The 25,662-nt window shown below is 31.2% G+C and carries 28 protein-coding genes; 13 read left to right on the top strand and 15 right to left on the bottom strand.

Annotated features, from left to right (window positions below; all coding sequences use genetic code 11):
• Positions 1-3: 3 nt before the first annotated feature.
• Complete coding sequence (locus tag AC1EUV_RS07880; protein ID WP_480198135.1) at positions 4-1,098, bottom strand: Nif3-like dinuclear metal center hexameric protein; 1,095 nt, start codon at positions 1,096-1,098, stop codon at positions 4-6.
• A 134-nt stretch (positions 1,099-1,232) separates the two neighbouring features.
• Here AC1EUV_RS07880 and AC1EUV_RS07875 point away from each other — a divergent pair, with 134 nt between their 5' ends.
• The 4 genes from AC1EUV_RS07875 to AC1EUV_RS07860 all read left to right on the top strand — a co-directional run bounded on the left by AC1EUV_RS07875 (position 1,233) and on the right by AC1EUV_RS07860 (position 3,931).
• Positions 1,233-1,991, top strand: coding sequence for a DUF6090 family protein (locus AC1EUV_RS07875; RefSeq protein WP_480198134.1), 759 nt, complete (start codon positions 1,233-1,235; stop codon positions 1,989-1,991).
• The gene (locus AC1EUV_RS07870; protein ID WP_480198133.1) at positions 1,988-2,158 is read left to right on the top strand and encodes a DUF6090 family protein; all 171 of its coding nucleotides are present in this window, start codon (positions 1,988-1,990) and stop codon (positions 2,156-2,158) included. The genes AC1EUV_RS07875 and AC1EUV_RS07870 overlap by 4 nt, the downstream gene beginning before the upstream one ends.
• Positions 2,159-2,160: 2 nt before the next feature.
• Positions 2,161-2,745, top strand: coding sequence for a hypothetical protein (locus AC1EUV_RS07865; RefSeq protein WP_480198132.1), 585 nt, complete (start codon positions 2,161-2,163; stop codon positions 2,743-2,745).
• A gap of 289 nt (positions 2,746-3,034) precedes the next feature.
• Positions 3,035-3,931 carry a hypothetical protein gene (locus AC1EUV_RS07860; protein WP_480198131.1) on the top strand — a complete coding sequence of 299 codons (897 nt, stop codon included), beginning with the start codon at positions 3,035-3,037 and terminating at the stop codon, positions 3,929-3,931.
• 34 nt (positions 3,932-3,965) lie between these two features.
• Here the strand turns inward: AC1EUV_RS07860 and AC1EUV_RS07855 are convergent, their stop codons facing one another.
• The 6 genes from AC1EUV_RS07855 to ruvX form a co-directional block, all read right to left on the bottom strand.
• A complete protein-coding gene (locus tag AC1EUV_RS07855; protein WP_480198130.1) occupies positions 3,966-5,486 on the bottom strand; it encodes a carboxypeptidase-like regulatory domain-containing protein in 1,521 nt (506 codons plus the stop codon).
• 109 nt (positions 5,487-5,595) lie between these two features.
• Complete coding sequence (locus AC1EUV_RS07850; protein ID WP_480198129.1) at positions 5,596-6,660, bottom strand: isoaspartyl peptidase/L-asparaginase family protein; 1,065 nt, start codon at positions 6,658-6,660, stop codon at positions 5,596-5,598.
• A 69-nt stretch (positions 6,661-6,729) separates the two neighbouring features.
• Entirely contained in the window at positions 6,730-7,509 is a 780-nt protein-coding gene (gene mazG, locus AC1EUV_RS07845) for a nucleoside triphosphate pyrophosphohydrolase (protein WP_480198128.1), read from the bottom strand.
• A gap of 1 nt (position 7,510) precedes the next feature.
• Positions 7,511-7,930, bottom strand: coding sequence for a DUF5606 family protein (locus AC1EUV_RS07840; protein ID WP_480198127.1), 420 nt, complete (start codon positions 7,928-7,930; stop codon positions 7,511-7,513).
• Positions 7,931-7,936: 6 nt separating this feature from the next.
• Positions 7,937-8,515 carry a peptide deformylase gene (def, locus tag AC1EUV_RS07835; RefSeq protein ID WP_480198126.1) on the bottom strand — a complete coding sequence of 193 codons (579 nt, stop codon included), beginning with the start codon at positions 8,513-8,515 and terminating at the stop codon, positions 7,937-7,939.
• 75 nt (positions 8,516-8,590) lie between these two features.
• A complete protein-coding gene (gene ruvX / locus AC1EUV_RS07830; protein ID WP_480198125.1) occupies positions 8,591-9,001 on the bottom strand; it encodes a Holliday junction resolvase RuvX in 411 nt (136 codons plus the stop codon).
• A gap of 99 nt (positions 9,002-9,100) precedes the next feature.
• On the opposite strand from ruvX, the gene AC1EUV_RS07825 reads away from it, so the two are divergent.
• A complete protein-coding gene (locus tag AC1EUV_RS07825) occupies positions 9,101-9,916 on the top strand; it encodes a 2,3,4,5-tetrahydropyridine-2,6-dicarboxylate N-succinyltransferase (RefSeq protein WP_480198124.1) in 816 nt (271 codons plus the stop codon).
• Position 9,917: 1 nt separating this feature from the next.
• Here AC1EUV_RS07825 and AC1EUV_RS07820 read toward each other — a convergent pair whose 3' ends face one another.
• Entirely contained in the window at positions 9,918-10,685 is a 768-nt protein-coding gene (locus AC1EUV_RS07820) for a lipopolysaccharide kinase InaA family protein (RefSeq protein WP_480198123.1), read from the bottom strand.
• An 81-nt stretch (positions 10,686-10,766) separates the two neighbouring features.
• Here AC1EUV_RS07820 and AC1EUV_RS07815 point away from each other — a divergent pair, with 81 nt between their 5' ends.
• The 8 genes from AC1EUV_RS07815 to AC1EUV_RS07780 all read left to right on the top strand — a co-directional run bounded on the left by AC1EUV_RS07815 (position 10,767) and on the right by AC1EUV_RS07780 (position 19,347).
• On the top strand, positions 10,767-11,528 hold the full coding sequence (locus AC1EUV_RS07815) for a glycosyltransferase family 2 protein (protein WP_480198122.1): 762 nt from the start codon (positions 10,767-10,769) through the stop codon (positions 11,526-11,528).
• 5 nt (positions 11,529-11,533) lie between these two features.
• Positions 11,534-12,523, top strand: coding sequence for a Stealth CR1 domain-containing protein (locus AC1EUV_RS07810; protein ID WP_480198121.1), 990 nt, complete (start codon positions 11,534-11,536; stop codon positions 12,521-12,523).
• Entirely contained in the window at positions 12,523-13,083 is a 561-nt protein-coding gene (locus AC1EUV_RS07805) for an L-threonylcarbamoyladenylate synthase (protein ID WP_480198120.1), read from the top strand. Before AC1EUV_RS07810 ends, AC1EUV_RS07805 begins: the two co-directional genes overlap by 1 nt.
• Before the next feature lie 5 nt (positions 13,084-13,088).
• On the top strand, positions 13,089-14,507 hold the full coding sequence (locus AC1EUV_RS07800; RefSeq protein ID WP_480198119.1) for a CCA tRNA nucleotidyltransferase: 1,419 nt from the start codon (positions 13,089-13,091) through the stop codon (positions 14,505-14,507).
• 30 nt (positions 14,508-14,537) lie between these two features.
• Entirely contained in the window at positions 14,538-15,611 is a 1,074-nt protein-coding gene (locus AC1EUV_RS07795) for a transporter substrate-binding domain-containing protein (RefSeq protein ID WP_480198118.1), read from the top strand.
• Between the two features lie 95 nt (positions 15,612-15,706).
• Positions 15,707-16,954: an ABC transporter permease gene (locus AC1EUV_RS07790; protein WP_480198117.1), complete on the top strand. Its 1,248-nt coding sequence runs from the start codon at positions 15,707-15,709 to the stop codon at positions 16,952-16,954.
• 1 nt (position 16,955) lies between these two features.
• Positions 16,956-18,215, top strand: coding sequence for an ABC transporter permease (locus AC1EUV_RS07785; protein ID WP_480198116.1), 1,260 nt, complete (start codon positions 16,956-16,958; stop codon positions 18,213-18,215).
• A gap of 25 nt (positions 18,216-18,240) precedes the next feature.
• Positions 18,241-19,347, top strand: coding sequence for an efflux RND transporter periplasmic adaptor subunit (locus AC1EUV_RS07780; protein WP_480198115.1), 1,107 nt, complete (start codon positions 18,241-18,243; stop codon positions 19,345-19,347).
• A gap of 72 nt (positions 19,348-19,419) precedes the next feature.
• On the opposite strand, the gene AC1EUV_RS07775 is transcribed toward AC1EUV_RS07780, so the two are convergent.
• The 7 genes from AC1EUV_RS07775 to AC1EUV_RS07745 form a co-directional block, all read right to left on the bottom strand.
• Positions 19,420-19,608 (bottom strand): hypothetical protein, encoded by a 189-nt coding sequence (locus tag AC1EUV_RS07775; RefSeq protein WP_480198114.1) that lies wholly within the window; start codon positions 19,606-19,608, stop codon positions 19,420-19,422.
• Positions 19,609-19,667: 59 nt separating this feature from the next.
• A complete protein-coding gene (locus AC1EUV_RS07770; protein WP_480198113.1) occupies positions 19,668-20,399 on the bottom strand; it encodes a DUF6090 family protein in 732 nt (243 codons plus the stop codon).
• A gap of 67 nt (positions 20,400-20,466) precedes the next feature.
• Positions 20,467-21,000 (bottom strand): GNAT family N-acetyltransferase, encoded by a 534-nt coding sequence (locus tag AC1EUV_RS07765; protein WP_480198112.1) that lies wholly within the window; start codon positions 20,998-21,000, stop codon positions 20,467-20,469.
• A complete protein-coding gene (locus tag AC1EUV_RS07760; RefSeq protein WP_480198111.1) occupies positions 21,000-21,947 on the bottom strand; it encodes an XdhC family protein in 948 nt (315 codons plus the stop codon). The genes AC1EUV_RS07765 and AC1EUV_RS07760 overlap by 1 nt, the downstream gene beginning before the upstream one ends.
• On the bottom strand, positions 21,947-23,377 hold the full coding sequence (locus AC1EUV_RS07755) for a DUF6986 family protein (protein ID WP_480198110.1): 1,431 nt from the start codon (positions 23,375-23,377) through the stop codon (positions 21,947-21,949). The genes AC1EUV_RS07760 and AC1EUV_RS07755 overlap by 1 nt, the downstream gene beginning before the upstream one ends.
• Before the next feature lie 16 nt (positions 23,378-23,393).
• Positions 23,394-24,257, bottom strand: coding sequence for a 2-oxo-4-hydroxy-4-carboxy-5-ureidoimidazoline decarboxylase (gene uraD / locus AC1EUV_RS07750; protein ID WP_480198109.1), 864 nt, complete (start codon positions 24,255-24,257; stop codon positions 23,394-23,396).
• A 6-nt stretch (positions 24,258-24,263) separates the two neighbouring features.
• Positions 24,264-25,661, bottom strand: coding sequence for a urate hydroxylase PuuD (locus tag AC1EUV_RS07745; RefSeq protein ID WP_480198108.1), 1,398 nt, complete (start codon positions 25,659-25,661; stop codon positions 24,264-24,266).
• Position 25,662 lies beyond the last annotated feature (1 nt).

Raw genomic sequence — 25,662 nt, 5'->3', positions numbered from 1 at the left:
GTTTTATATGTAATTGATGGGATTTGTATTGATTTCCGATAAAACGACTGCAAAATTACGGAATTTTTCCGTAAGATAATCAGCTAAAAGGTTTTTTGTGAACTGTTCACTTTCGTAATGACCAATGTCGGCTAAAACAATTTTATTTTCAGCTTTATAAAACTCATGATATTTAAAATCTGAAGACACATATACATCTGCATTTGCGCCCTTAGCAGCTTCTATGGCAAAGCTGCCCGAACCACCTAAAACTGCTACTTTTTTAATAGTCTTATTTAAGAGCTTAGAATGACGAATATATTTTAAATGGAATCTATTCTTTAACATGGAAAGAAAATCGTTTTCTGATAAATCGTTTTCTAACTCACCAACCATACCCATGCCAATGTTTTGATGAATATTATCAGTAGTAACAACGTCGTAAGCAACTTCTTCATAAGGATGAGCCTTGTGGAGGCTTTTTAGTATACTATTTTCTAAATGCTTTTCGAATACAACACTAATAAAGGTTTCATTTTCTTGATGTAATTTTCCTTTTTTGCCAATTGTAGGATTAGAATTTTCATTGCCTAGATAAGTGCCAATACCACGCATATTGTAACTACAGTTTTCATAGTTGCCAATGTCTCCCGCACCAGCTTCAAATAGTGCTCTTCTAACGGTGTCCGCAGCTTTGTTCGGTACATAAGTAGTTAGTTTTTTAATCAATCCTTGTTTTGGTAATAAGATTTTAACGTTTTGTAGCCCTAAAACTTCAGTCATTTTTGCTGAAACTCCTTTAACGGAATTATCTAAAGCAGTATGAATAGCATAAATAGCAATATCATTTTTTATGGCCTTTAACACTACACGTTCAACATAATCATTACCATTAATTTTTTTAAGACCAGAAAAAATAATAGGGTGGAAGCTTACTATTAGATTACAATTTTTCTCTATGGCTTCATCTACAATACTTTCTAAAGTGTCTAAGGTTACTAATACACCTGTTAATTTTGTGTTATAGTTACCTATAAGCAGACCAACATTATCAAAATTTTCGGAATACTTTAAAGGTGCTATTTCTTCTATAGCGGCTGTAATATCTTTTATTGTCATTGTTGGTTGTTCTTGCTGCTAATTTACGTGATTTTACCAATAGTTTTTTTGCTATATTTACATAGATGTAACTATCTGATGTGTAGTATTTTAAAAAATAGTATTGCAGATAGTTTAAACAATTCAACTAAGCCATGCTAAAATTCTTCCGTAGAATCAGACAAAACCTATTGTCTGAAAATAAATTTTCAAAGTATGTATTGTATGCTTTAGGCGAAATTATACTTGTTGTTATTGGTATTCTTATTGCGCTTCAGATTAATGATTATAGTGAATATAAAAAAGAACGGAAGCAAGAAAAAGTACTGCTTGCCAACCTCATTAATGAGATTGATCTAGATATTCAGCAAATTGAAAACAATACTGAATTATCTACCGAAAGATTATCAAGATTGAATAACGTAATAGACCTTTTAAAAGAACCTAAAACTATAAATAAACCAAACTTTATTGAAAAATCTTTTGAGTTTGTAATTGATCAATATTTTAAAAGCAATAGTGGCATCTTTGATGAGGCTGTTTCTTCTGGTAAAATGAGTACAATTCAAAATGATATATTACGGCAAAATATTTTTGACTATTATCGTAACGCTAGAGAAAGTGATAATGACGGTACTACACGTCAGGTTACAGATGAACTAATAACACCTGTGTTTGTAGAAACATTGTTTCTAAATTCTGAAGGCTTATCTTCTTTAGGATTAGAAGTACAAGATATTGCTAACTTGCAAAGTATAAATCCTGAAGAGCTTAAGAGCAATAAAGATTTTTGGAAAATGGTATTGCTAAAATTTGGAAGTAATAGAGAACAGATGTTAAGGTGGCAACAAATTGAAGTACAAGCGCACGAAGTGAAACAGCAAATAAAACAAGAGTTAGAAAATTTAAAATGATCAAATTCTTTAGACATATTCGTAAATCACTTTTAGAACAAAATAAAATGGGTAAATACTTTAAATACGCTATTGGTGAGATTGTACTGGTTATAATAGGTATACTTATAGCATTACAAATAAACAATTGGAATCAGAAGCGGTTAGATAGGAACTTTGAAATATAACCATGCTTAAAGAAATTAAAAGTGCTTTAGAGGCTGATTTTAATAGGTTTGAAATGATAAAGTATAGAGCATCTTTAAAAGAAAAAGGCATTCAAGAGCTTTTAAAAATGATTGCTTCTAATAAAGTGTATCCAGATTCAACATTATTAAAATCATACAATAAAATGTCAATGGGTATTTTGTTCACTTATGATAAAGGTGCATACGAAGGGCTAAAATCGGTTGGTCTAGATCGAATTTCTAATGATTCTTTAAGGAGAGAGCTAATTTTAATTTTTGAAGGCGGTCTGCCATTTATTAAAGCTAATTTTGAAAGCATAGACAATGATAGTAGAAACAAAGAATATAAATTAAGTCTTCATAATGCATTATGGAAGCGGGTTCAAACGCAAATGCCTGACGAAAGTTATAAATTGGTAAGTAGACCAATTAATACTGAAGAATTTTTAAAACAACCAAAACTTATAGATAGAATTAAAATAGCTCAAGATAATTTAAACTATATGAGGTTTAGGTTTCCTTATTTAGAACAGATGTTAAAAAGTGGACTTAACTTTGTAAATAAGGAGCTTGAGAGGTATGATTAAATTCTTCTAGCAGATCTATCAAAATATATTTTCAAAAAATAGATTAAACCTATACTAAACAATAGCCATAATGAGTACACTAGATATAGTAATGATTATAGCTGTAATCCTCTTTGCAAGATTAGGTGTAAGATTGGTAACCCGCTATATTAAAATGAAAAACGAAGAGAATAATAAAAAATAAATTTCATTTAATTATAATAATCAATACTTCAGTTAAAGTTGAGTTAAATAGTTTTTAATATTCTTTGGAAAGATTATCTTGAGTGAATAGATATTTTTTTTAGACATGTACTCTAACAAACTTCTAATTTTTATAACTATTTTTTATTTGAGCCCAAGTTGGGCGTTTTCTCAAAATAAAGATAGCGTTAAAGAAACTTGCTTGACTTCGGGGTCATTTGATAATAGATATGCTAGCTATAATTCTTTTGGAGATAAAATTGTATTTGAGTCTAACCGTGATGGTAATTGGGAAATATATACAATGAGCTCTAATGGTAAGAATCCGATAAGGTTAACGAATAATTCTATAGATGATAGAAGACCGAGTTGGCATCCAGATGGAAAAACAATCCTTTTTGAATCTGATAGATTTGGTAAAAACGAACTCTTTGAATATGATATAGAAACAAAGAGTACAACTAAAATTTCGATTAAAATTTCTGATAGAATTATTTTTTCTAGGTTTTCACCTGACGGAAAATCTATTGTTTTTAGTGCCGAAGAGAAAGAAAACGATATTAATATTTATATGATAAATAGAGATGGAAGTAATTTTATAAAGCTTGTTGATAACGCATATAGAAATGTGTATCCAACAGTATCAAATGATGGGGAAAAACTTTTATTTTTTTCTAGAAAAGATACGGATAATATGGATGATGAAATTTATGCATTAGACTTAATATCAAAAACTGAAAACAGATTAACCTATTGGCCCAAACATAATTTTTGCCCAAGTTGGTCTAGTGATGGTAAGAAGGTAGCGTATGTTACCTCTATGGAAGGTAATAGACCAGAAATTTATATTATGGATAGCAATGGTAATAATCAACAAAGAATTACCAACAACAAAGATGGTGACACATTGCCAAATTGGTCGCCAGATGATTCTAGGTTATTGATTACAGCTTATAGAAATGGTAATTATCACATTTGTGAGCTTATAATAAAACAAAATTAAAACCTGGAAAACGGTATAGTCGGAAAATTTAATTTTATTTCTTAACCTTTTTTAATGGAGAGTTAGTCCAATATTTTTTTACATCTTGATTATTATTGATAGTAGATTCAGATAAATTTATAGCTTTCCTTACGTAATAATCCTCATTAGACAAAGGCTTATTTTTAAACGATTCTTGCACAAAAAACTCTCTTAGTTGATTAACTTTTGTAACAGAAGGCTTATTTATTTTTCTATTTGCAAAGTCTACTACGTTTTTAACTGTGTATTTAAATTCAGAAGAATTTATTGAATCAATTTGAAAATTATTAATAGAATTTTCTACTAGCGTCACTTTTATAGTTCTTGGCTCTTTTAGAATAACACTTTCAATATTAAGTCTCTTTTTTTTATAAACAAATTTGTAATTGTTTTTATTATTTATTGAATTAGGTTTAATATCACCGTTAAAATTGAGATAAAAAGCATTTTCAGTTTTGTCAAAACTTATTTCTTCCATTTTAAAAGCATTCTTACTTCTAACTTCAAATTCATTATTGAATGAGATATAATTTAAAAACATTAAATCATCTTTTTTCGAATATTCAATTTTTACAGTAAATAGTGGATCTTTTTTATTTTTTGTGTTTACCGCATATTCTAGTTTATGTATTGCAAAATTATCCTTAGATATATATATAATTCCATTGGCGCTATATTCTCTTCCTAAAATATATTTTTTGGTATTAAAACTAATTTCATACAACCCAATATTGTCTAAAAAAAGAGTTCCTTTTAATTTAAAAGTGTGATTTAATAAAAAATCTCTATTAAAAACTCCTATAAAAGAAAAACTTTCTTTATTATGATTTCTTATAGGGTCATGAGTATTTAAAATAGTAAGCTCATTACCACCATGAGATGTAAGAGTAGCATTTTTTATATATTTAGATTCGTTATATGTACCTTCTAAATAAGGATCTCTTATAAAATCTATGTTTTTTACGTACCTGTACAATACACTTTGATTCAAGGAGTTTTTTATTTTATCAGTAAAAAAACCCGCGTCATAAACTTGAACAATAGCCTCATTAAGATTAATGTAATTATCTTTTAATAATTGATAATCTCTGTAATAACCAATATAAGAAAAAGGTGTTTTAGGATAATTTATATTAATATTTTCTATGGCTTGGCTAACAATTTTCTGAGCTGAAACCTCATTTCTGATAATTTTTTTTTTAGAGACTAATATCACCTCACTAAGTGCTTCTACTTTTGGAATAAGTTTTAAAATATTTAGCTCATTATATTTCAATATTTCAATAGCTACCTCTTTGTTTTTATATCCGATTGAAGATATAATTAAAGTGTCTTTTTGTTGTTTATATTTGATAGGTAACCTAAAATTACCATTTTCATCAGCTATTACTCCTATTCCTTTATTTTTTAATTTAATAGTGGCAAAGACTACTGGTTCATTTGAGTGTATATCTATTACTTTAGAAATAATTTCTTGCGATAATGTATAATAGCTAGAAAATAAAAAACATAATAGAAAGAAAATTGATTTCATAGTTGAATTGGCTAACTTGTGAAGTTGAAATGGTACAAAAAATATACCATAATTTTCTAAGTAATTAGATTGATTTAGGTATGTATAATAGAAACGGTTATTAAAATATTTAATCTTCGTAAAACTTTACTACATTTTCGCCATTCGATTTTTTATAACCGCGGTACATTCCAGCGGTATTAAACGACCAGGCTACATTACCATCTTTATCTAAACCAATTAAACCACCATCACCACCAAGATCACCAATTTGTTTAATAACATTATCTAAAGCTTCTTGCAACGAAAGGTTTTTATATAGCATTAGGTTTGAAGCCTCGTGAGTGGCCAGTGTTCTAATAAAATATTCTCCTGTACCAGTACCCGAAGAACCACAAGTTTTATTATTTGCATAAGTACCTGCACCAATGATCGGTGTATCGCCAATCCGCCCATATTTTTTATTAGTTAAACCACCAGTCGAAGTTGCTGTGGCGATATTGCCATTTTTATCTAAAGCTACAGCACCGACAGTTCCATATTTATGATCATCTATTAATTCTTTGGTATTCATGACTGAATGGTCTAATAACACTTTGTCTCTTTCTTGAGCTTTTAAAAGTTGATTATATCTCTTTTCAGTATGAAAATAATTATCATCAACCAATTCTAATTTATGAAGCTTAGCAAAATCTTCGGCTCCTTTACCAGCCATCATAACATGACGTGTACTGTCCATTACAATTCTTGCCGCATTGATAGGGTTTTTAATTTGTTTTACACCAGCAACTGCACCAGTATTCAACGTTTTGCCATCCATAATAGAAGCATCTAATTCGTTTTTACCAGCACTATTAAAAACTGCTCCTTTTCCTGCATTAAATAGTGGTGAATCTTCCATAACATTCACCGTTCTTTGAACTGCATCTAATGCAGAACCGCCATTTTCTAAAATTTTATAGCCTGTATCTAATGCTTCTTGAAGTTTAGTGCGGTAAGCAATTTCTTGTTCAGGAGTCATATTTTCTTTTTTTATAGTACCAGCACCTCCATGAATGACTATAGCAAAACCTTTTTCTTTGGGGGTTTCGATTGCAGAAGTTGCATTTTCGGTTGACTTAGAGTCAACTTGTTCTTTTTTACAAGAAATAAATATAAAAAAAGCAAATAGTGAAAATAGAAAGATACGTTTCATAACGAATAGGTTTATTCGTTAAAAGTACAAAGATTATTTGAAGATTTTCTTGAATTATTTCAGCTGGCACTATTTGAAAAATTCCTTAGAATTATTCCAATACACGTCCATCTCTGCTAAGGTCATATCAGAAAGTTGCTTGCCTTCTTTTTTAGCAGCTTCCTCTAAGAATTGAAATCGTTTTATGAATTTTTTATTGGTTTTTTCTAAGGCATTTTCAGGATTTACTTTAATAAATCGAGCATAATTAATCATAGAAAATAATACATCGCCAAATTCCTTTTCAATATTTTCTTGATTACCTTTTTCTATTTCCGTATTTAATTCAGAGAGTTCTTCTTGAACTTTTTCCCAAACTTGATGAGGTTCTTCCCAATCAAAACCAACACCGGCAACTTTATCTTGAATTCTATTTGCTTTTACAACCGCTGGCAAACTTTTTGGCACACCTTCTAAAACTGATTTTTTACCTTCTTTAAGTTTAAGTTTTTCCCAGTTTTGTTGCACTTCTTTTTCATCTTTTACATCTATATCTCCATAGATATGTGGATGACGATCAACTAGCTTTTCCGAAATTGAATTTGCCACATCAGCTATATCGAAATCATTCGTTTCAGAACCTATTTTAGCATAAAAAACAATATGGCAGAGAAGATCACCAAGTTCTTTTTTTACTTCTTGGAGATCATTATCAAGTATGGCATCACCTAGTTCGTAGGTTTCTTCTATTGTTAGATGTCGTAAAGATTGTATGGTCTGTTTTTTATCCCAAGGACATTTTTCACGGAGTTCATCCATGATGTCTAATAGCTCTTCGAAAGCAGCAAGTTGTTCTTTACGTGTGTTCAATTTACTCTTCTTCTTGAGTAACTTCTTCTTCCGTTAAAGTAGAAAAGTCAAAATTAGAAGCTACTAAAATATTATACCATTGTACTACTTTTTTTACATTAGAAGCATACACACGTTCTTCATCAAAATTTGGTAATACTTTACTAAAGAATGACAATAAGGTGTCATTACTTTCTTTATGACTAATGGTTTCTTTTCCTTCTTCTTTATCAGAGATATTTTTAAATACTTCTTGTAAAGGAACTTCATCTTCGTATGTAAACATGGCAATATCACTCAATACGCTTACATTTTGAACTGCATTTACCGGAAATCTTTTATTATCTACTAAAGAACGTACAATAATGCCACCTTTAGTTTGTGAAATAATTTCAAATAACCCTGGTTTACCAGAAATTGCTACAATTTTATCTATTGTCATTTTGCTTTATTTTTTAGGAAAACGCATTCTGTATTCAACGTCTACTTTTCCCTTACTAATATTTTCTAATTTCTTTTTAATCAGTCTTTTTTTTAATGATGATAATTTATCAGTAAATAGCTTTCCTTCAATATGATCGTACTCATGTTGAATTACACGAGCCGCTAAGCCGTTTACTATTTCCGTATGCTTTTTAAAATTTTCATCGTAGTATTCAATCGTTACTGTTTCTTGACGGAATACATCCTCATTGATATTCGGAATACTCAAACATCCTTCACTAAATACCCATTCATTTCCCTCTTCTTTTAAGATCTTGGCATTGATGAACACCTTGCTAAAGGTTTTCAGAAAATCTTGTTCTTCCTTGTCTAATTCATCATCTTCAGCAAAAGGAGAAGTATCAACCAAAAACAATCGAATAGCCTTACCAATCTGGGGAGCAGCCAAACCAACACCACGAGCATTTTTCATAGTGTCTTTCATATTTTCGATCAGTTTTGCTAAATCTGGATATTCTTTATCAATATCTTTTCCTACTTTTCGTAAAACAGGATCGCCATATGCTACAATGGGTAAAACCATGGTTATTTTTAATTTATTGGCTGCAAAAGTACAAAATAGCTTGAAGCCTTAAGGGAGAAAGACTAAGATTTTTAATTATTTGCTATAAAGATAAGATTGCAAAATGATGGTAGCACTAATCTCATCTACTAGTGCTTTATTTCTACGTTGTTTTCGTTTAAGCCCACTATCAATCATTGTTTGAAAAGCCATCTTAGAAGTAAAACGTTCATCAATTCGTTTAACAGGAATGTTTGGATAAGTCTTTTCTAGTTTCTCTACAAAAGGAGCAATTAACACTTCACTTTCTGATACAGTGTTATCCATTCTTTTTGGTTCACCAACTAAGATGAGTTCTACTGATTCTTTAGAAAAGTAATCGCCTAGAAAAGAAAATAAATTTTCTGTTGGTACTGTAGTTAAACCTGATGCGATGATTTGTAATTCATCGGTTACTGCAATACCTGTACGTTTTTTTCCGTAATCTATAGCTAATATTCTTCCCACGCTAAAAATTTAAACAAAAGTAAGTTTTCTGTTTTTACCTAGCTAAAGTTGTGCCAATAATTGTGAAGCCTGTATATTTGTGGAAATTAATTTTTAACAATGACAACATTACAGCGAACAATAGAATCGGCTTGGGATAACCGTGAACTTTTAAAAGAGGAAAGCACTCAAAAAGCTATACGAGAAGTAATTGACTTACTAGACGTAGGAGCTTTACGTGTTGCAGAGCCTAAAGGAGATGATTGGCAGGTGAATGAATGGGTAAAGAAGGCTGTGGTATTGTATTTTCCTATCCAGAAAATGGAAGTTTTAGAAGCAGGTATTTTTGAATATCATGATAAGATTCCGTTAAAACGAGGGTATAAAGAAAAAGAAATTAGAGTTGTACCTCATGCAGTAGCACGCCACGGAGCATATATTTCTAAAGGAACTATTCTCATGCCAAGTTATGTGAATATTGGTGCTTATGTTGATGAAGGTACTATGGTAGATACTTGGGCAACAGTAGGCTCTTGTGCACAAATAGGTAAAAATGTACATCTTTCTGGAGGTGTTGGCATTGGTGGAGTTCTAGAACCTTTGCAGGCAGCACCTGTTATTATAGAAGATGGTTGTTTTATAGGTTCTCGTTGTATTGTTGTTGAAGGTGTTAGAGTAGAGAAGGAAGCGGTTCTTGGAGCTAATGTTGTATTGACTATGAGTACAAAAATTATAGATGTTACAGGAAAAGCACCTGTAGAAATGAAAGGTAGAGTACCGTCTAGATCAGTGGTTATTCCCGGAAGTTATACGAAGAAATTTGCGGCAGGCGAGTATCAAGCACCTTGTGCTTTAATAATTGGTAAGCGTAAAGAAAGTACCAACAAAAAAACTTCTTTAAATGATGCGCTGCGAGAGTATGATGTAGCTGTTTAATTTACTTTAGATCGTATTTTTTATTGAGAAGTATTTCTTTTAATCGTTTTTCCCTATCAAATTTCTTGTGGAATTGATTATTAAAAAACCACATTAGATCAAAAACTTCAATTGGATCTTTTTGAATTAATTTAGCATAAAAGCTGCTTATTTGTTTAATGAGTTCTTTTTTTCGAGTAAGTCGCGCAAAATTTTTGAGACGTTGATCATAATTTAGATTACCAAATTTCATTCTGTTTAAATCTACCAAATAGAAATCGTAATCATTTTTTTTCTTAACTATTAAGGTGTTACCTGGTGAATGATCTAAAAATTCTATTCCTTTTTCATGTAAACTATATGTAAAATTGGTAAAGCCTTCAACAATTTTTTCATGATCTGGATAGTTTGGCTCATCAATTAATGTTCTAAATGTTAAGTCATAATCTACATATTCACTTATATAGAAACTAGTTTGTAATCCTATAAAATTAAAATTTTCAATATAGGCTACGGGTGTTGGGGTGTTTATTTTTTTCGCCAATAAAATATTAGCATATTCAAATGAACGTTTAGCCTTTGATTTGCGAAAGTATTTGTAAACAATTTGATTAATGAGCAAAGGTCTTTTAAATGATTTAATTACAAAGGTTTTTTCATTAAGTGTAATTCTTTTAATAGAATTTCGTTTCCCCGTATCAAAGGAATTATCGTAATTACCAAAATTTGAAATGCTATTTAGAATATCTTTTTTAAAAGAATCATATTGCTTATTAAAGTGCACTGTCATGTCGCAAAAATAGTATTTATCTTTACTAATAATGTAGAATACTAAAACAAATACTAAATTTACGGCTTCAAATAAAATGTATTGACTGAGTCATTAAAAATAACTGCTATTATTCCAACATTAAACGAAGAAATGAACATTGCAGATGCCATTGATTCTGTTGGTTTTACTGATGAAATTATAGTTATTGATTCATTTAGTGATGATAGAACAGTAGATATTGCGAAAGAAAAAGGTGCAAAGGTTGTGCAAAGGGGATTCGACAATTTTTCTACTCAAAAAAATTATGCCATAAATCTTGCAAAAAATAACTGGATCTATATTTTGGATGCAGATGAAAGAGTAAACAATGCGCTTAAGGAAGAGATAGAGATTGTAATTAAAGACCCAAAAGATTTTGTTGGATTTTATATTTATAGAACATTCTATTTTTTTAATAGAAGAATTAAATATGGAGGGTGGCAGAATGACAAGGTTATTAGGCTTTTTAGAAAAGATAAATGTAAATATGATGGAAAGTTAGTTCATGAACTTATAGAGTATGATGGGGAGGTTGCTATCTTAAAGAATAAGATAGACCATTATTCATATCAAAACTACGATTACTATTCTAGTAAATTAGATCAATATACTTCATTACAAGCAGAAGGGTTGTTTAAAAAGAAAAAACGTGTCACCCTTTTTCATGTTGTGATAAAACCTCTTTATAGATTTGTTTCACATTATATTTTAAGATTAGGGTTCTTAGATGGTTTTCCAGGTTTTGTATTGGCAACTCATCACGCGTATGCAGTATTCACTAGGTATGTTAAGTTATGGATGCTAAATAAGAACGATAGCTAGTTTATATGAAAGTTAAGATGGATGATGAAATAAGTGTTGATGCAGTTATCATGTGGGTAGATGGTAATGATAAAGTTTGGCAAGAAAAACTAAATAAATACGCCGAGATAAAAATTGATTTTAGCGAGAAAAAGCAAAGTGTTCGCTTTAATTCAATTGGTGAAATCCAAATTGCCGTGAAGTCTATTATTAAGTATGCACCTTTTATTAGAAATATTTTTTTAGTTACCGATAATCAAATTCCAGATTCGTTTAATGAATTAAAAGATAGGGCTTCTAGTAACGGAATCAGTTTGTCAATTATAGATCACAAAGTTATATTTAGAGGATACGAAGAGTATTTGCCTTCTTTTAATTCACGCTCAATTGCAAACGTTTTGCATAGAATTCCAAAGATGTCTGAGCATTTCATCATTTTTAATGATGATACTTTTTTAATGAGAATTACAAAGGTTAGTGATTATTTTATAGAGGGGTATCCTGTACTTAGAGGTAAGTGGAAAAAATTTTATGAAGATCAAATTTTTAGAAAATTATTTTATAGAGTTATTCCTTTTTTTGGGTTTAAGAAAAAACCAAACGCAATAGGTTTTAAAAAGGCAATGCAAACGAGTGCAAAATTAGCAGGAACTAATGCTTATATTAGAAGGTTTCACAATCCAATACCGTTGAGAAAATCTACTATTGAGAACTATTTTAATGATGACGAATTATTAAGAAACAATATAAAGTATCGATTTAGAAATCAAAATCAATTTCTTGTTGAAGCTTTAGCAAATCACCTAGAGGTTAAAAAAGAAACGTACTTTTTTAAAAAAGATACTCAACTTACATATTTTAGATCTTATAAGAAGCCAAAAAGGGTAAAATTAAAATTGGCTGAATTTTTGAAAGATAGGAGTAAACTATTTATGACGTTTCAAAGCTTGGAAATGGCAGATAAAGAAACCTTAGAGTATATATTGGGTTGGATTAACAATAGGATTAAGAATTAATGGAGTTAGAGTTAGAGCAAGCGTTGTTGGTTTTAAATAAAGGACAAACACTTCTATATCCTACGGATACTGTATGGGGTATTGGTTGTGATGCAACCAATGTAAAGGCTGTTTCTCAAATTTTTAATTTAAAGAATCGTGAAGAAAGTAAAAGCTTAATAATCTTAGTTAATTCTTTAGAAATGTTAGGTGAGTATGTAGAAAGAATACCTGACAATGCGATCGAAATTCTTAAAAAAGCTAAAAATCCAACAACAATTATTTATAAGAACCCAGAGAACTTAGCAAAGAATATAATTGCAAAAGATAATACCATAGCCATTAGAGTTGTGCAAGACGAATTTTGCCAAAAACTTATTTCAGAATTTGGTAAACCAATCGTTTCAACTTCAGCAAATGTAAGTGGAGCTAAGACACCTATGTCTTTTAAGGAAATAGAACTTTCAATTTTGGATGCAGTTGATTATGTGGTAAATTTGCATCAAGAGAGAATTTCGACACAATCTTCGAGAATAATTAAAATTCTTGATGATGAAAAAATTGAAATTATTAGAGACTAGAATCAATGCACACTTTTTATAAGGAAGCTATTTCATCCAGAATTTTTCAGGTTTTAAGCAAGGCCTCTAACCAGTTAGGTTTAGAGAGTTATGTTATTGGTGGTTTTGTTCGTGACTATATTTTAAAAAGAGGTAATGCTAAAGATATAGATATTGTAACCCTTGGTAGTGGTATAGAATTAGCAAAAGCTGTTGCATCATTGTTACCCAATAATCCAAAAGTTCAGATTTTTAAAACTTATGGAACTGCAATGTTACGATATGATGATATCGAATTAGAATTTGTTGGAGCACGAAAAGAATCATATTCAGAAGATAGTAGAAATCCTAACGTAGAGAAAGGTAGTTTACAAGATGACCAAAACCGTAGAGATTTTACAATTAATGCATTAGCGTTAAGTTTGAATGGAGATACCTTTGGTCAATTATTAGATCCATTTGACGGAATATTAGACCTAAAGAATAAAGTTATCCGTACTCCTTTAGATCCAGATGTTACTTATTCTGATGATCCGTTAAGGATGATGAGAGCTATTCGGTTTGCGACTCAATTGAATTTTAAAATTGAAGCCGAATCGCTAAAGGCAATTAGTAAGAATGCTTCTAGGATCGATATTATTACTCGCGAGCGTATTGTTGATGAACTTAATAAAATACTATTAGCAGAAAAGCCTTCAATAGGATTTAGATTATTAGAAGAAACCAAATTGTTAAACCGTATTTTACCTGAATTAATAGCTTTAAAAGGTGTTGAAGAGGTAGAAGGACAAAAACATAAAGACAATTTTTATCACACATTACAAGTTGTAGATAATATTGCAAAAAATACAGATAACTTATGGTTACGTTGGTCAGCATTACTACATGATATTGGCAAGGCACCAACAAAAAAATTTCATAAAAAGATTGGGTGGACATTTCATGCGCATGAGTTTGTAGGTTCTAAAATGGTACATAAAATCTTTAAACGGTTAAAAATGCCATTGAACCACAAGGTGAAATACGTTCAAAAGATGGTGTTGTTAAGTTCGCGGCCGGTTATTCTCGCTGAAGAAGAGGTGACTGATTCTGCGGTTCGACGTTTAATTTTAGATGCTGGCGAAGATATTGATGATCTAATGACGCACTGTGAAGCAGATATCACTACTAAAAACCCTAAGAAGCAAAAGCAATATCTAAATAACTTTAAGCTTGTCCGTCAAAAAATAAAGGAAGTAGAAGAAAGAGATCGAATTCGCAATTTTCAACCACCCATTTCTGGTGAACTAATAATGGAAACTTTTAAATTAAAACCATGTCGAGAAATAGGTCAAATAAAAGAAGCTATTAAAAATGCAATTTTAGATGGTATTATTCCTAACGAGTATGATGCTTCGTTTCAATTTATGTTAGAAAAGGCAAAAGAATTAGGTATAAAAAAATAGTATATTAGCCTGCAAGACCAATAGAACCAAATGAGAAAAATATTTTTTGCACTTCAATTTATATTTATCTTAAATATTGCTTTTGCTCAACAAATTAATGATACTCTGATTGTTGCCTACACACCCGCTGCCCCTTTTATTATTGAAAAAGAAAATAGTTTAATAGGTATAAATGGTTGGCTATGGAAACGTGTTGCAAATGACTTAAATTTAGAATATAAGTTAGTGCAAATGGAGTTTTCTAGTATGTTAGAGGCTTTAGAAAACCAGACAATAGATGTAAGTATAAATCCATTGACAATAACAAGTGACCGAAGTAAAAAAATGGAATTTACACATTCATTTTTTGCTTCTAATTCTGCTATAGCAGTTCAGAAAACCACTACGATTAATAGGTTTTTCGAGTTTTTAAGGTCTTTCTTTAATATTAATTTTATAAGAGGAATTTTAGCCTTATTAATAATTATTTCTTTATTTGGATTTTTAATATGGATTTTTGAAAGAAAAAAAAATCCAAATCATTTTCGTAAAGGATGGAAAGGTTTTTTTGACGGAATGTGGTGGTCAGTAGTGACTATGACAACGGTAGGATACGGTGATAAATACCCTAGAAGCGGAACTGGAAAAATGATTGCTCTTGTGTGGATGTTTATTGGCATTTTACTTATTTCCGGACTTACTGCAAGCGTTGCTTCTAGTCTTACAGTTAATCAATTGTCAAATAGTACTGAAGATTTTAATGACTATAAAGATCAACCTGTTGGATGTATCAATGATTCTAGTTCAGCGGAGTTCTTAAATAATAATTTTTTTAAGAATATTAAACTATACAATAGTGTTGAAGAGGGGTTAGGGAAATTAAGTAATAATGAAATTAATGCTTTTTTATATGATGAACCTATTCTTAAATACCGCATAAAACAGAATGAATCATTTAACAGTCTTAAATTATTATCAACAAAATTTGACTTACAGCTATATGCTTTTGGTTTACCTAAACAACATGCTGAATTAGAACAGCTTATCTCTCAAAAAATATTAGAAATTACTGAAAGTCATGAGTGGAAAGTGGTTTTAAACGAGTATGATTTAAATCAAATCTAATTAAAAACTACTTTTAGTGTAACAAAGTGACTCTTTCGAGCGTCTATAATAAAAGCAACTCTCAATTTACCTTAATTAACCAAAATAAACTTCAGATGTTCGATATCGATCGCTGGCAAGAGATATTTGATACTATTCGTAAAAATAAGTTGCGTACTTTTCTTACCGGGCTTTCAGTAGCTTCAGGAATATTTATCCTTGTTATTTTGCTTGGCTTTGGTCAAGGCTTCCAGAACGGAATCAAAAAAGAGTTTGAAGCTGATGCTACAAATCGTGTTTGGGTATGGACACAAGTAACTACAAAAGAGCATAATGGTTTAAATCCAGGTAGAACTATCCAGTTAAAGAATGATAATTTCGAATATTCAAATAATGCTTTCGCTGAAGACTTAGAATACAAATCAGGTGTTTACAGAGTAAGAGGAGTGTCCATAAACTACAAGCAAGAATCAGGCTCTTACGGTATTCAAGGTGTAAGTCCCGATTATCAGTGGATTGAAAATATGAAGATGATTTCTGGTCGCTATTTAAATCAGTTAGATATGGATGCTGGTCTAAAGGTGGTTGTGATCAGTAAAAAGATTAAAAGAGAAATGATGAAGAAAGTTGAAAATCCTTTAAACGAATATTTACAACTTTCAGGTATCAATTTTAAAATAATAGGTGTGTATGCTGATGAAGGAGGAGAACGTGAAGAGAATAGAGTATATATACCAATGACAACTGCACAAAATGTTTTTAATGGACAGAATAGGCTAAATAACATGTCATTCACTTTAGCTCCGCAAGAAACGTTCGATGAGTCGGTAATAGCTGCAAATAAATTCACTGAAAAGCTAAAGAAATATTTAAAAAAAGCCCATCAAGTAGCGCCAGATGACAATAGTGCTATTGGAGTGTTTAGTGCAGAAGAAGAGGCCAAAAGATATTTTACTTTAACTAATAATATTGCTATGTTCTTTTGGTTTGTTGGTATTTGTACAATTATTGCTGGTATCGTTGGTGTGAGTAATATTATGCTCATTATTGTTAAAGATAGAACAAGAGAAATTGGTATCCGCAAAGCCTTAGGTGCAAAACCTTGGTCTATTGTAGGAATGATTTTACACGAAGCAATTTTTGTAACGGCAATTTCTGGTTTTGCAGGCCTAATTTTTAGTATGGGTTTGTTAGAAATCGTTGGCCCAAATGTTGAGGTGGATTATGTATCGAACCCAACAGTAAATTTTTCAATAGCCATGACAATGGTTGTTCTGTTGATAATAGCAGGAGCTATTGCAGGATTTTTCCCAGCATGGCGAGCGGCGAAAGTACAACCAATAGTAGCACTTAGAGACGAGTAATATGTTTAGTAGAGATCGTTGGAAAGAAATAATAGAAGTACTATCAAGCAATTGGTTTAGAACTGTATTGACCGCTTTTGGTGTTTTCTGGGGAATATTCATATTAATCATTTTATTAGCAGCTGGTAAAGGATTCGAAAATGGTGTAAATATGGAATTTGGTGATACAGCTACGAATACCATGTTTATGTGGACACGTACAGCTACAAAAGCCTATCAAGGCATGCCAAAAGATAGACGTTTTAGTTATCGCCTTTCTGATGTTGAAGATATCAGACGCAATGTTGCAGATCTTAGATATATATCACCAAGAAATCAATTAGGTGGTTTTAATGGTTCTAATAACGTTGTAAGAGGGATCAAAACAGGTGCTTATGATGTTTATGGAGATTATCCTGAAATTATTAAACAAGAGCCGATGGATATCACTTCTGGTAGATTTATAAATTATAATGATATCAATCAAAATCGAAAAGTTGCCATAATAGGCGAGGGCGTACGAAATGAACTCTATGAAAAGGAAGAAGAAGTTTTAGGTAGCTATATAAAAATACAAGGTGTCAATTTTATGGTAATTGGCACTTATAAGAAGAAGAATAGTGGAGGTGATGGTGAAGAAGATCAAAAGCAAGTTTTTGTTCCCTTTACCGCCTTTTCGCAAGCATTTAATAGAGCAGATAGAGTAGGATGGATGGCCATTACTGCCGTTGATGGTAAACCAATTACAGATATAAAAAATAAGATATTCGATATTGTTAGAAAGAATCATAAAATTCATCCTGACGATGAGAGGGCGGTGGGTCATTTTGATTTGCATGAAGAATATAGTCGTGTACAGCGCCTTTTTGTAGCCATTCGAGTAATCGCCTATTTTGTAGGAACATTGGTGTTATTATCAGGTATTATTGGTGTGAGTAATATTATGCTAATTGTTGTAAAAGAACGTACAAAAGAAATTGGTATTAGAAGATCATTGGGTGCATCACCATGGAATATTAGAAGTCAGATTTTAACTGAATCTGTATTCTTAACAATTATATCGGGTATGGCTGGCATCGTATTTTCATCATTACTAATTTACCTAATAAACATGGCATTAGAAAGTAGTGGGCCTGTAGATATGTTTGCAAATCCAAGTGTAAATATTGGTGTAGTATCGATTGCTTTAACCATATTAATTATTTCAGGGTTATTAGCAGGATTCATTCCTGCTCAGAATGCTATTAAAATCAGACCAATAGAAGCTTTAAGAACAGATTAAATTATAAAACTAGAAACGAACTAAAATGAAAAAATCAGTAACCATATTTATATTAATTTTTATTGTTGTCACATTTGCTGGAGCGATGTATTATTTGTACTCGAAAAATGCTGAAGATCCAGTAGTTTACAAAACTGAAAAACCATCGAAGCAATCTATTGTTAAAAAAACTGTTGCCACAGGAAGTATTTTACCTTTAGAAGAAGTTTTGATTAAACCTAATATTTCTGGTGTAATCCAAGAGGTGTATGTAAAAGGAGGTGATATGGTAAAGAAAGGTGATTTACTCGCGAAAATTAAGGTAATTCCTAACCTAACATCTTTAAATAATGCTAAGAACCAAATTCAGACAAATAAGATAGCTTTAGATAATCAAAAGTTAAATTTTGATCGTCAAAAATCACTATACGAAAAAGGTGTAATATCTAGGCAAGATTTCGAAAATGCTGAAGTTAGCTACAAACAAGCTCAGCAAGATTATAATGCGGCTAACAGAAGTTACGATATTGTTCGTACAGGTTCAACTAGAGGTTTGGGTACTGCTGCAAACACATTGATAAAAGCTACTGTTTCAGGTATGGTTTTAGAAGTTCCGGTTGAGGTTGGTAATCAAGTAATTGAAGCCAATAACTTTAATGAAGGTACTACAGTAGCTTCGTTAGCAGACGTTAATAAATTAATTTTTGAAGGTAAGATTGATGAATCTGATGTTGGTAAGATAAAAGAAGGGCTACCATTAGAAATTACTGTTGGTGCTGTAGAGGATACAAAATTTGATGCTGTTCTAGATTATATAGCTCCAAAAGGAAAGTTAGAAAATGGAGCTATTCAATTTGAAATAAAAGGAACGCTTAATAAACAAGACACTACTTTTGTACGTGTTGGTCTTAGTGCAAATGCGTCTATTATTTTGGCAAGAGCAGATAGTGTACTGGCTATTAAGGAGGCGTTAGTACAATTTGATAAAGATACGAAGGCTCCTTACGTAGAAATAAAAAATGGTGATGGCTTTGACAGAAAAGATGTGACCTTAGGCGTTAGTGATGGCATACATGTAGAGATTAAAGAAGGTGTTGCAAAAGAAGATGCTATTAAAGTGTGGAATGAGATAAAAGAAGAAAAGAAAGGGTAGCAATTAATAATTATACAAATTGTTAGTCTTAGTTGTTAGAGTTTGGTAAAATTTGCTTCATTGAGTGAATGGTTACTTGTCCTTATTTTTTTTACCAAAGAAACCAACTCCGATAAATGCACCACCTAAAATTGCGATGAATTTCCCGTATTCCGATAATTTTTTTAGAAAATCACTTTCTATAAGATCATTTATAAAAATGAGTATAATTGCTAGAACGAATAATATGATCCCAATAATTCCTACTGTTTTATTTTTCATTTTATTTAAATATGATTGTTTATAATCAAATTCGTTTAACGGTCTCGGTTATACTTTCGTTATTTATTCAATTGTGTTATTTCAACATCTAATAATTCAATTAAAGATATAATATCTTCTTTTAACAGTACAGCTTGTCTTGTATAAAAATTAATATTTTTAAATTGAATGCTTAAATCTGCCAAAATTAAACTATCGTTAACTTTAATATTATTAGAACCATATTTTCCGTATTTAAGTGTATATGCATGTTTCCTTGAATATTCACTATACCCTCTATCAATCTCATTCCCAATATCTTCTAAACTTTTCATTTGCACATCATATACATTCTGAATCAAATTGAATAGTTTACGATTAGAAATTAGGCTTGATTTACCTTCTGATATTAGTGATTTATAAGTTCCTAATTTTGGCCTAAAATCTCTTTGATTACGAAAAAAATATGAGATATGATCTACTTTATCTGGCTTAGGTAATATTCCTATTATTTTGCTGAAACTATAGTTCAACGAACTATCCAATGCTATAAACCTTGACATTCTAAGCTTGCGTGCACTAATTACTTTGTTAAGAAATAATGTATCTTGAATTAGATCATTTCTAATTTCATTCAAATATATTTTTTCAAAATTGCGTAGTTTTTTAGATTCATTCCAATTGTTAACCTGTAATGCAATCAAAATTCCGATGACAACAAGAATAATTTCTCCGAATGCATAAATCAGGTACTTACTGAATTTATTTTCGGAAAGTAATTTTTTTCTAATTTTTTTAAAGAATTTTATCATTGGTTAGGATTGGTCATAATGAAGAACAACGTTAAGCTGTGAGGAGTTTTAATTCCATCCAGAACAGTTAAATATTAGCTTTTTTAATTTCAAAAATATCATTATCAGGGTCTTCTTCATCTTTTATGGTCGGGTTATATACAAAACCATTTTTTAATAGTAACTGCTTAGAACTTTTGTTCAATCCGTTTGTGTAGGCATCAATTATGTCTAGATTTAAATTTGTAAACCCAAATTTTACTACAGCATTTAATGCTTCAGACATAATACCTTTATTGTGGTGATTAAAATCTAAATCGTAACCAGTTTCGGCTCTTTTTCTGTCTTTAGAAAAGTTCCATATGCAAATTGAACCAATCATTTCGCCAGCTTCTTTTAAACAGATGGCCCAATTAATATTACTCCCGTTTTCATAACCTTTATTTATCTTTTCTATAAAATCTTCGGCATCCTTAATATTTTTGGTCTCTGTTCTATTAATGTATTTATTTACTGTCTTATCAGATCTTAAGAAATACACAACTTCTTTATCTTCTAAAGTAATTTCTCTTAAAACTAGTCTTTCGGTTGTCAATTTTGGGTATTCTTTAAACTCAAACATTATTTTTTATTCTTTATCTCAATTATTTGAGCGGCAATACTAACGGCGATTTCCTCTGGTGTTTGGCTGGTAATCGAAAGACCAATTGGTGCATGTACGTTGGCTAGTTCATCCTCGGTATATTCTTCATTTTGCATCACTTCATACATCGTTTTTAGTTTTGCTTTACTACCAAGCACACCAATAAACTTATACTGATTTCTAATCAATTTGGTTAACGCGAGCTTATCGTCTGTGTATTTATTGGTCATAATAGCAACATAATTAGTAGCCCCTTCTGGGATATATTCCGCGACAGCGTTATAATCTATAATATGCTTTTTATGAGCATAGCTGTTTTGCTCAAAAGTATTTAGATGATCTCTATTGTCAAAAATTACAACATAAAAACCCAACTGCTTAAATAATTTTGACGTAGCCAAACCAACATGACCACCACCAACTATATAAAGCGTTTCTTTAAAACCAAGTTGTTCTTTAAAAAACCAATCATTTTCATTTTTCACATCGTATTGATATTTTTTGTCAGAAATTTTATGTGAAAAGTAAAACGAATCTTGTGTTAAGCTCAAGGTACCCGTTTGATTATTCTGTAAACATTCTAAAATATTTTCAATAACAGAAATGTAGGAAGTGTCTAAACCATGAAAAACTACGGTTTGCTCACCAGAACAGATCATTCCAGAACCTCCATTTCTACTTCCTTTATGATTCTGATGTTTTAAGAATATTTTATACTCTCTTTTATTCAATAAATCTTTACATAGCTCTACTAAATTATGTTCCATGACACCACCACCAATAGAACCGTAAATTTCATTATCACTAGCCACGGCCATTTTAAAACCTTGACGACCAGGTGAACTACCGCTATGGTGGATAACAGTCATTGCGTAAATAGTTTTACCTTCCTTGAGTTTTGAATATATAAATTGCCAGTAGTTCATTACAATTTCGCTCTTCTATCTTTTAAAATTTTTGCAAAAGACCGTGTTCTTATTTCATCTAAAGTTAACCCAGTAGCTAATACTTCATCGATAGTGATGGCGCCACTATTTAACGCTTTTAAGAAATAATTCAATAACCCTTGTCCTGTTGCGGCGTCATCAAATGTATCACCTATTAGTGTTGCTTGAGCGGCTTTTTCTACAAAGGTTTTTAATCTTAAAACAGCATCATCATAACTTTCTAAAAAGAAGGCATACACAGCTGTATAGCGCATAGGTAATTGCGCAGGGTTTAAGTCCCAACCCTGGTACAAACCTTTATACAATGAATGACGAATATGATCATACCCTTTTAACCATGCTTTATGAACTACCTCTTTATTTTCCTGTTCTTGTTGAGGTGTTAAATCACCACGATGCGGGCCAATCGGCATAGTGTTGGTCGCTCCATCTGAAAGCCAAACACCGGTATGATTTAAAGCAACTTTGGTCATATAATGGGCAAAATCACAGACATCATGATCCATTTCTTGATACTTTGCTGTGATGTTGTTTGAGGCTGTATAATCATATGTGCCAAAATGAGTAGCAATGCATCTACCTTTGCTCGTAGTTATAAATGTTCTTAACGGGTTTACACCTTTTTTATTTATAATAGACTGTGTCGTTTCCACCATAATTTCCATTTGTAAACTACCTTCTTCTAAAGAAAATTGCTCCTCTATAATTTCGAAGAAAGAGACCAATGCTTCAATTTGTTCAGGTATGGTTACTTTGGGTAGCATCACTACAAAATTGGTAGGTAATTTACCATTACTTTCGGTTAATAATGTGCTTAAAAAGATGTCTAAAGTTCTTAAACCACGTTCTTTTAATTCTTCAGTAAATGGTTTTATTCTAATACCAATAAAGGGAGATAAAGTGTTTTGTTGCATACCTTTTACGACAGCTTTGGCCGCATTGGTAGCCGTTTGATCTTCTTCGGCATCTGGGCGATTACCAAAACCATCTTCAAAATCGATTCTAAAATCTTCTACAGCCTCACTTTTTAATTTAGCAATAACCTTATTGTAAATTCTATATGAGAATCCTGCATGATGCTTTTTTAGCTCTTCATCAGTTAACTTCTCAATGCTCTGTAAGAGCTTTTCTTTTTCAGAATCATTAGATGGAAGTTGCTCGTAACCTTGTAGTTGAAATGCATTACCAAATTCAATGAAATTAGGGGCGTAAGCTAGTAATGATCTTAAAGCAATATCACCTAGTACTTTTGGAGTGTTTGATTTAAATAAATTAGCACCACCATAAACTGTATGGATGGGTTGACGATCTTCTCGATCACCTTTATATATTTTGTTAAATGCCTGATTCGCTTCTTTTAGCTTATCAAATATTTGTTTCTTTTTATCTGAATGTATACTTAAATTCATATTAAAATCTCAAAAATTAACTTCCGCGGTATGTAGAATACCCATATGGATTTATCAAAAGGGGAATGTGATAATGCGTATTATCTGTTACTTCAAACTGTATTGAAACCTCAGGATAGAATCCTTTTTGGCCACTAGCTTCATAATAATTTTTGCTATTGAATTGCATTACATAAATTCCTTTTTCTAATATTTTTCCTGGAGGTAAAACATCAGCAATTCTTCCATCAAGGTTTGTAACTCCAGTACTAATCGGTTTCCATTGATTGTTTATAATACCTTTTAAGGTGATGATCATTCTACTAGCAGGTACACCTATAGATGTATCTAAAGCATGTGTTGTGATTTGGCTTTTATTACCTAGAGACGAAAGTTCATCTATTAATTTGGCAAGTCGTATTACAGTAATTTTATGTTGCTCATTCATTGCAACGTTTAGTTCATCATCAGTATCATTGTGAAGTCTTGTTTTTAAAATAAACAACATTTCGTAGGCAGATTTTGCACTAGCACTCACTATAAAAATATAGCCGTACTTTTCCTCATATAAAGAGTTAGCGATTGCTAATTCTTGAATAATTTCATCTGTAGCTTCCGATACTTTTGCCTGCTCATTGCCTGCCCATTCTTTAGTATTTGCAAATTTTTCCTTTAGACTTTCTACATCACCAATTTTAGGATGTCCTGTAAATGCTTCTTTCCAATCATCTTCATTGCATTCATTATACCAAATATTTGCTGCTTTGTTTATTAAGTCATCGATAGAAGTGAAGGGCATTAGATTAGCCATCTTGCTTGTCCAACTCTTCGAAACACAACATTTTTGCAAAGCTGCCTCTGCATCTTTAGTTGACAATTTATTAAACTCATTTAATGTCATAGTTGATTATTTTAAAGCTTGTTGGTGTATCCAACATTCTATAAGATTGCGTTCTTTTTGCGTCATGCCAGTTTGATTGCCAAGTGGCATATCCTTACTAAGGATTGCACGCTGAAAAATTTTATCTTTAAAATTAAGAATTTGATCTTTAGTATCATATTTTACACCGTTAGGTGCAGTTTTCCAAACTGCATCAGTCGGCGTAGCTGAATGACAAGAAATGCATCTATTTTGAATAATGGTATTTACTTGTGTAAAAGTAATATCTTCTTCGCATCCTTCTACCTTTGAAGATGGCGCAGTAACAAAAGCTACCGCCAATAACATTATAATAGATATGGGCATTACCCAAACAGAAAGTTGCCCTTTTTCACGTAGGTTTAAATAATGTTTTATGCCTGCACTACCTACAGAAATCGCTAAAAGAACTATCCATTGATAGGTGTGTCCAAAAGTACTAGGGAAATGATTACTGATCATTACAAACAATACGGGTAGTGTTAAATAATTATTATGCAATGATCGCATACCAGCGGCTTTGGCTAAAGATGCATCAGGTAGTTTCCCTTTTTTTGCCGCATTTACCATAGCTTTCTGAGCCGGAATAATTACAAAAAACACATTTGCTGCCATTATGGTTCCAAGCAAAGCACCGAAATGAATATAAGCTGCTCTTGCATTAAAAACATGTGTATAAAACCAAGCAAAGCAAATACAAATTACTAATCCGATAAGAGTGAAGGAATGGTTTTGCTTAAAATTCTTACATAAATAATCATAAATAGCCCATCCAAAAATTAAAGAAACTATACCAATTGTAATAGCAGTGACAGGGGTTAAATCCATTACCTCAGGGTCTATTAAAAATGATTTGGCGTTAAAATAATAAACCACAAAAAGCAAACAGAAACCTGTCAGCCAAGTAAAATAAGCTTCATATTTAAACCAATGTAATTCCTGTGGAATTTTTTTTGGAGCTAGTTTATATTTTTCTAGATAATAAAATCCGCCACCATGAATTGCCCATAAATTACCCGCTAATTCATCTCTTACATCTTTGGTTCTATTAAGTGCATTTTCTAAAAACACAAAATAGAATGAAGCACCTATCCAAGCAATACCGAATGTGATATGGATCCAACGAATAATGAGGTTTAACCACTCGAAAAAATGACTTTCGTAAATTGTTTTTTTTATAAAGAAATAATAGAGAAGAAAAACACAAAGAATACTAACAGTTACTAAAAGAGTATAAGCAATGTTCTGCTTTATAGCTACTTTATGAACTATTGTTTCATCATCTTGCAATTTTGCACTTTTCATCTGATGATGAAGAGTATAAGTAGCTTTAATAATAATGATTAAAATGAGTAACCCAATAAATAAAGCTATGGTTCCTATCATA

It is taken from the genome of Maritimimonas sp. 2304DJ26-3 (assembly GCF_056591635.1).
Note: the sequence above shows the minus strand (reverse complement) of the source record. Positions and strands in the feature narration are given on the sequence as shown.

Coding starts and splice junctions, on each gene's coding strand:
- AC1EUV_RS07825 (WP_480198124.1), top strand. CDS start 9,101: ATGACAACATTACAGCGAACAATAGAATCGGCTTGGGATAACCGTGAA.
- AC1EUV_RS07870 (WP_480198133.1), top strand. CDS start 1,988: ATGATCAAATTCTTTAGACATATTCGTAAATCACTTTTAGAACAAAAT.
- AC1EUV_RS07820 (WP_480198123.1), bottom strand. CDS start 10,685: ATGACAGTGCACTTTAATAAGCAATATGATTCTTTTAAAAAAGATATT.
- AC1EUV_RS07755 (WP_480198110.1), bottom strand. CDS start 23,377: ATGAATTTAAGTATACATTCAGATAAAAAGAAACAAATATTTGATAAG.
- AC1EUV_RS07805 (WP_480198120.1), top strand. CDS start 12,523: ATGGAGTTAGAGTTAGAGCAAGCGTTGTTGGTTTTAAATAAAGGACAA.
- AC1EUV_RS07860 (WP_480198131.1), top strand. CDS start 3,035: ATGTACTCTAACAAACTTCTAATTTTTATAACTATTTTTTATTTGAGC.
- AC1EUV_RS07765 (WP_480198112.1), bottom strand. CDS start 21,000: ATGTTTGAGTTTAAAGAATACCCAAAATTGACAACCGAAAGACTAGTT.
- AC1EUV_RS07800 (WP_480198119.1), top strand. CDS start 13,089: ATGCACACTTTTTATAAGGAAGCTATTTCATCCAGAATTTTTCAGGTT.
- AC1EUV_RS07785 (WP_480198116.1), top strand. CDS start 16,956: ATGTTTAGTAGAGATCGTTGGAAAGAAATAATAGAAGTACTATCAAGC.
- AC1EUV_RS07790 (WP_480198117.1), top strand. CDS start 15,707: ATGTTCGATATCGATCGCTGGCAAGAGATATTTGATACTATTCGTAAA.
- AC1EUV_RS07795 (WP_480198118.1), top strand. CDS start 14,538: ATGAGAAAAATATTTTTTGCACTTCAATTTATATTTATCTTAAATATT.
- AC1EUV_RS07855 (WP_480198130.1), bottom strand. CDS start 5,486: ATGAAATCAATTTTCTTTCTATTATGTTTTTTATTTTCTAGCTATTAT.
- uraD (WP_480198109.1), bottom strand. CDS start 24,257: ATGACATTAAATGAGTTTAATAAATTGTCAACTAAAGATGCAGAGGCA.
- def (WP_480198126.1), bottom strand. CDS start 8,515: ATGGTTTTACCCATTGTAGCATATGGCGATCCTGTTTTACGAAAAGTA.
- AC1EUV_RS07810 (WP_480198121.1), top strand. CDS start 11,534: ATGAAAGTTAAGATGGATGATGAAATAAGTGTTGATGCAGTTATCATG.
- AC1EUV_RS07780 (WP_480198115.1), top strand. CDS start 18,241: ATGAAAAAATCAGTAACCATATTTATATTAATTTTTATTGTTGTCACA.
- AC1EUV_RS07865 (WP_480198132.1), top strand. CDS start 2,161: ATGCTTAAAGAAATTAAAAGTGCTTTAGAGGCTGATTTTAATAGGTTT.
- AC1EUV_RS07880 (WP_480198135.1), bottom strand. CDS start 1,098: ATGACAATAAAAGATATTACAGCCGCTATAGAAGAAATAGCACCTTTA.
- AC1EUV_RS07745 (WP_480198108.1), bottom strand. CDS start 25,661: ATGATAGGAACCATAGCTTTATTTATTGGGTTACTCATTTTAATCATT.
- AC1EUV_RS07850 (WP_480198129.1), bottom strand. CDS start 6,660: ATGAAACGTATCTTTCTATTTTCACTATTTGCTTTTTTTATATTTATT.
- AC1EUV_RS07840 (WP_480198127.1), bottom strand. CDS start 7,930: ATGACAATAGATAAAATTGTAGCAATTTCTGGTAAACCAGGGTTATTT.
- AC1EUV_RS07875 (WP_480198134.1), top strand. CDS start 1,233: ATGCTAAAATTCTTCCGTAGAATCAGACAAAACCTATTGTCTGAAAAT.
- AC1EUV_RS07760 (WP_480198111.1), bottom strand. CDS start 21,947: ATGAACTACTGGCAATTTATATATTCAAAACTCAAGGAAGGTAAAACT.
- AC1EUV_RS07775 (WP_480198114.1), bottom strand. CDS start 19,608: ATGAAAAATAAAACAGTAGGAATTATTGGGATCATATTATTCGTTCTA.
- AC1EUV_RS07770 (WP_480198113.1), bottom strand. CDS start 20,399: ATGATAAAATTCTTTAAAAAAATTAGAAAAAAATTACTTTCCGAAAAT.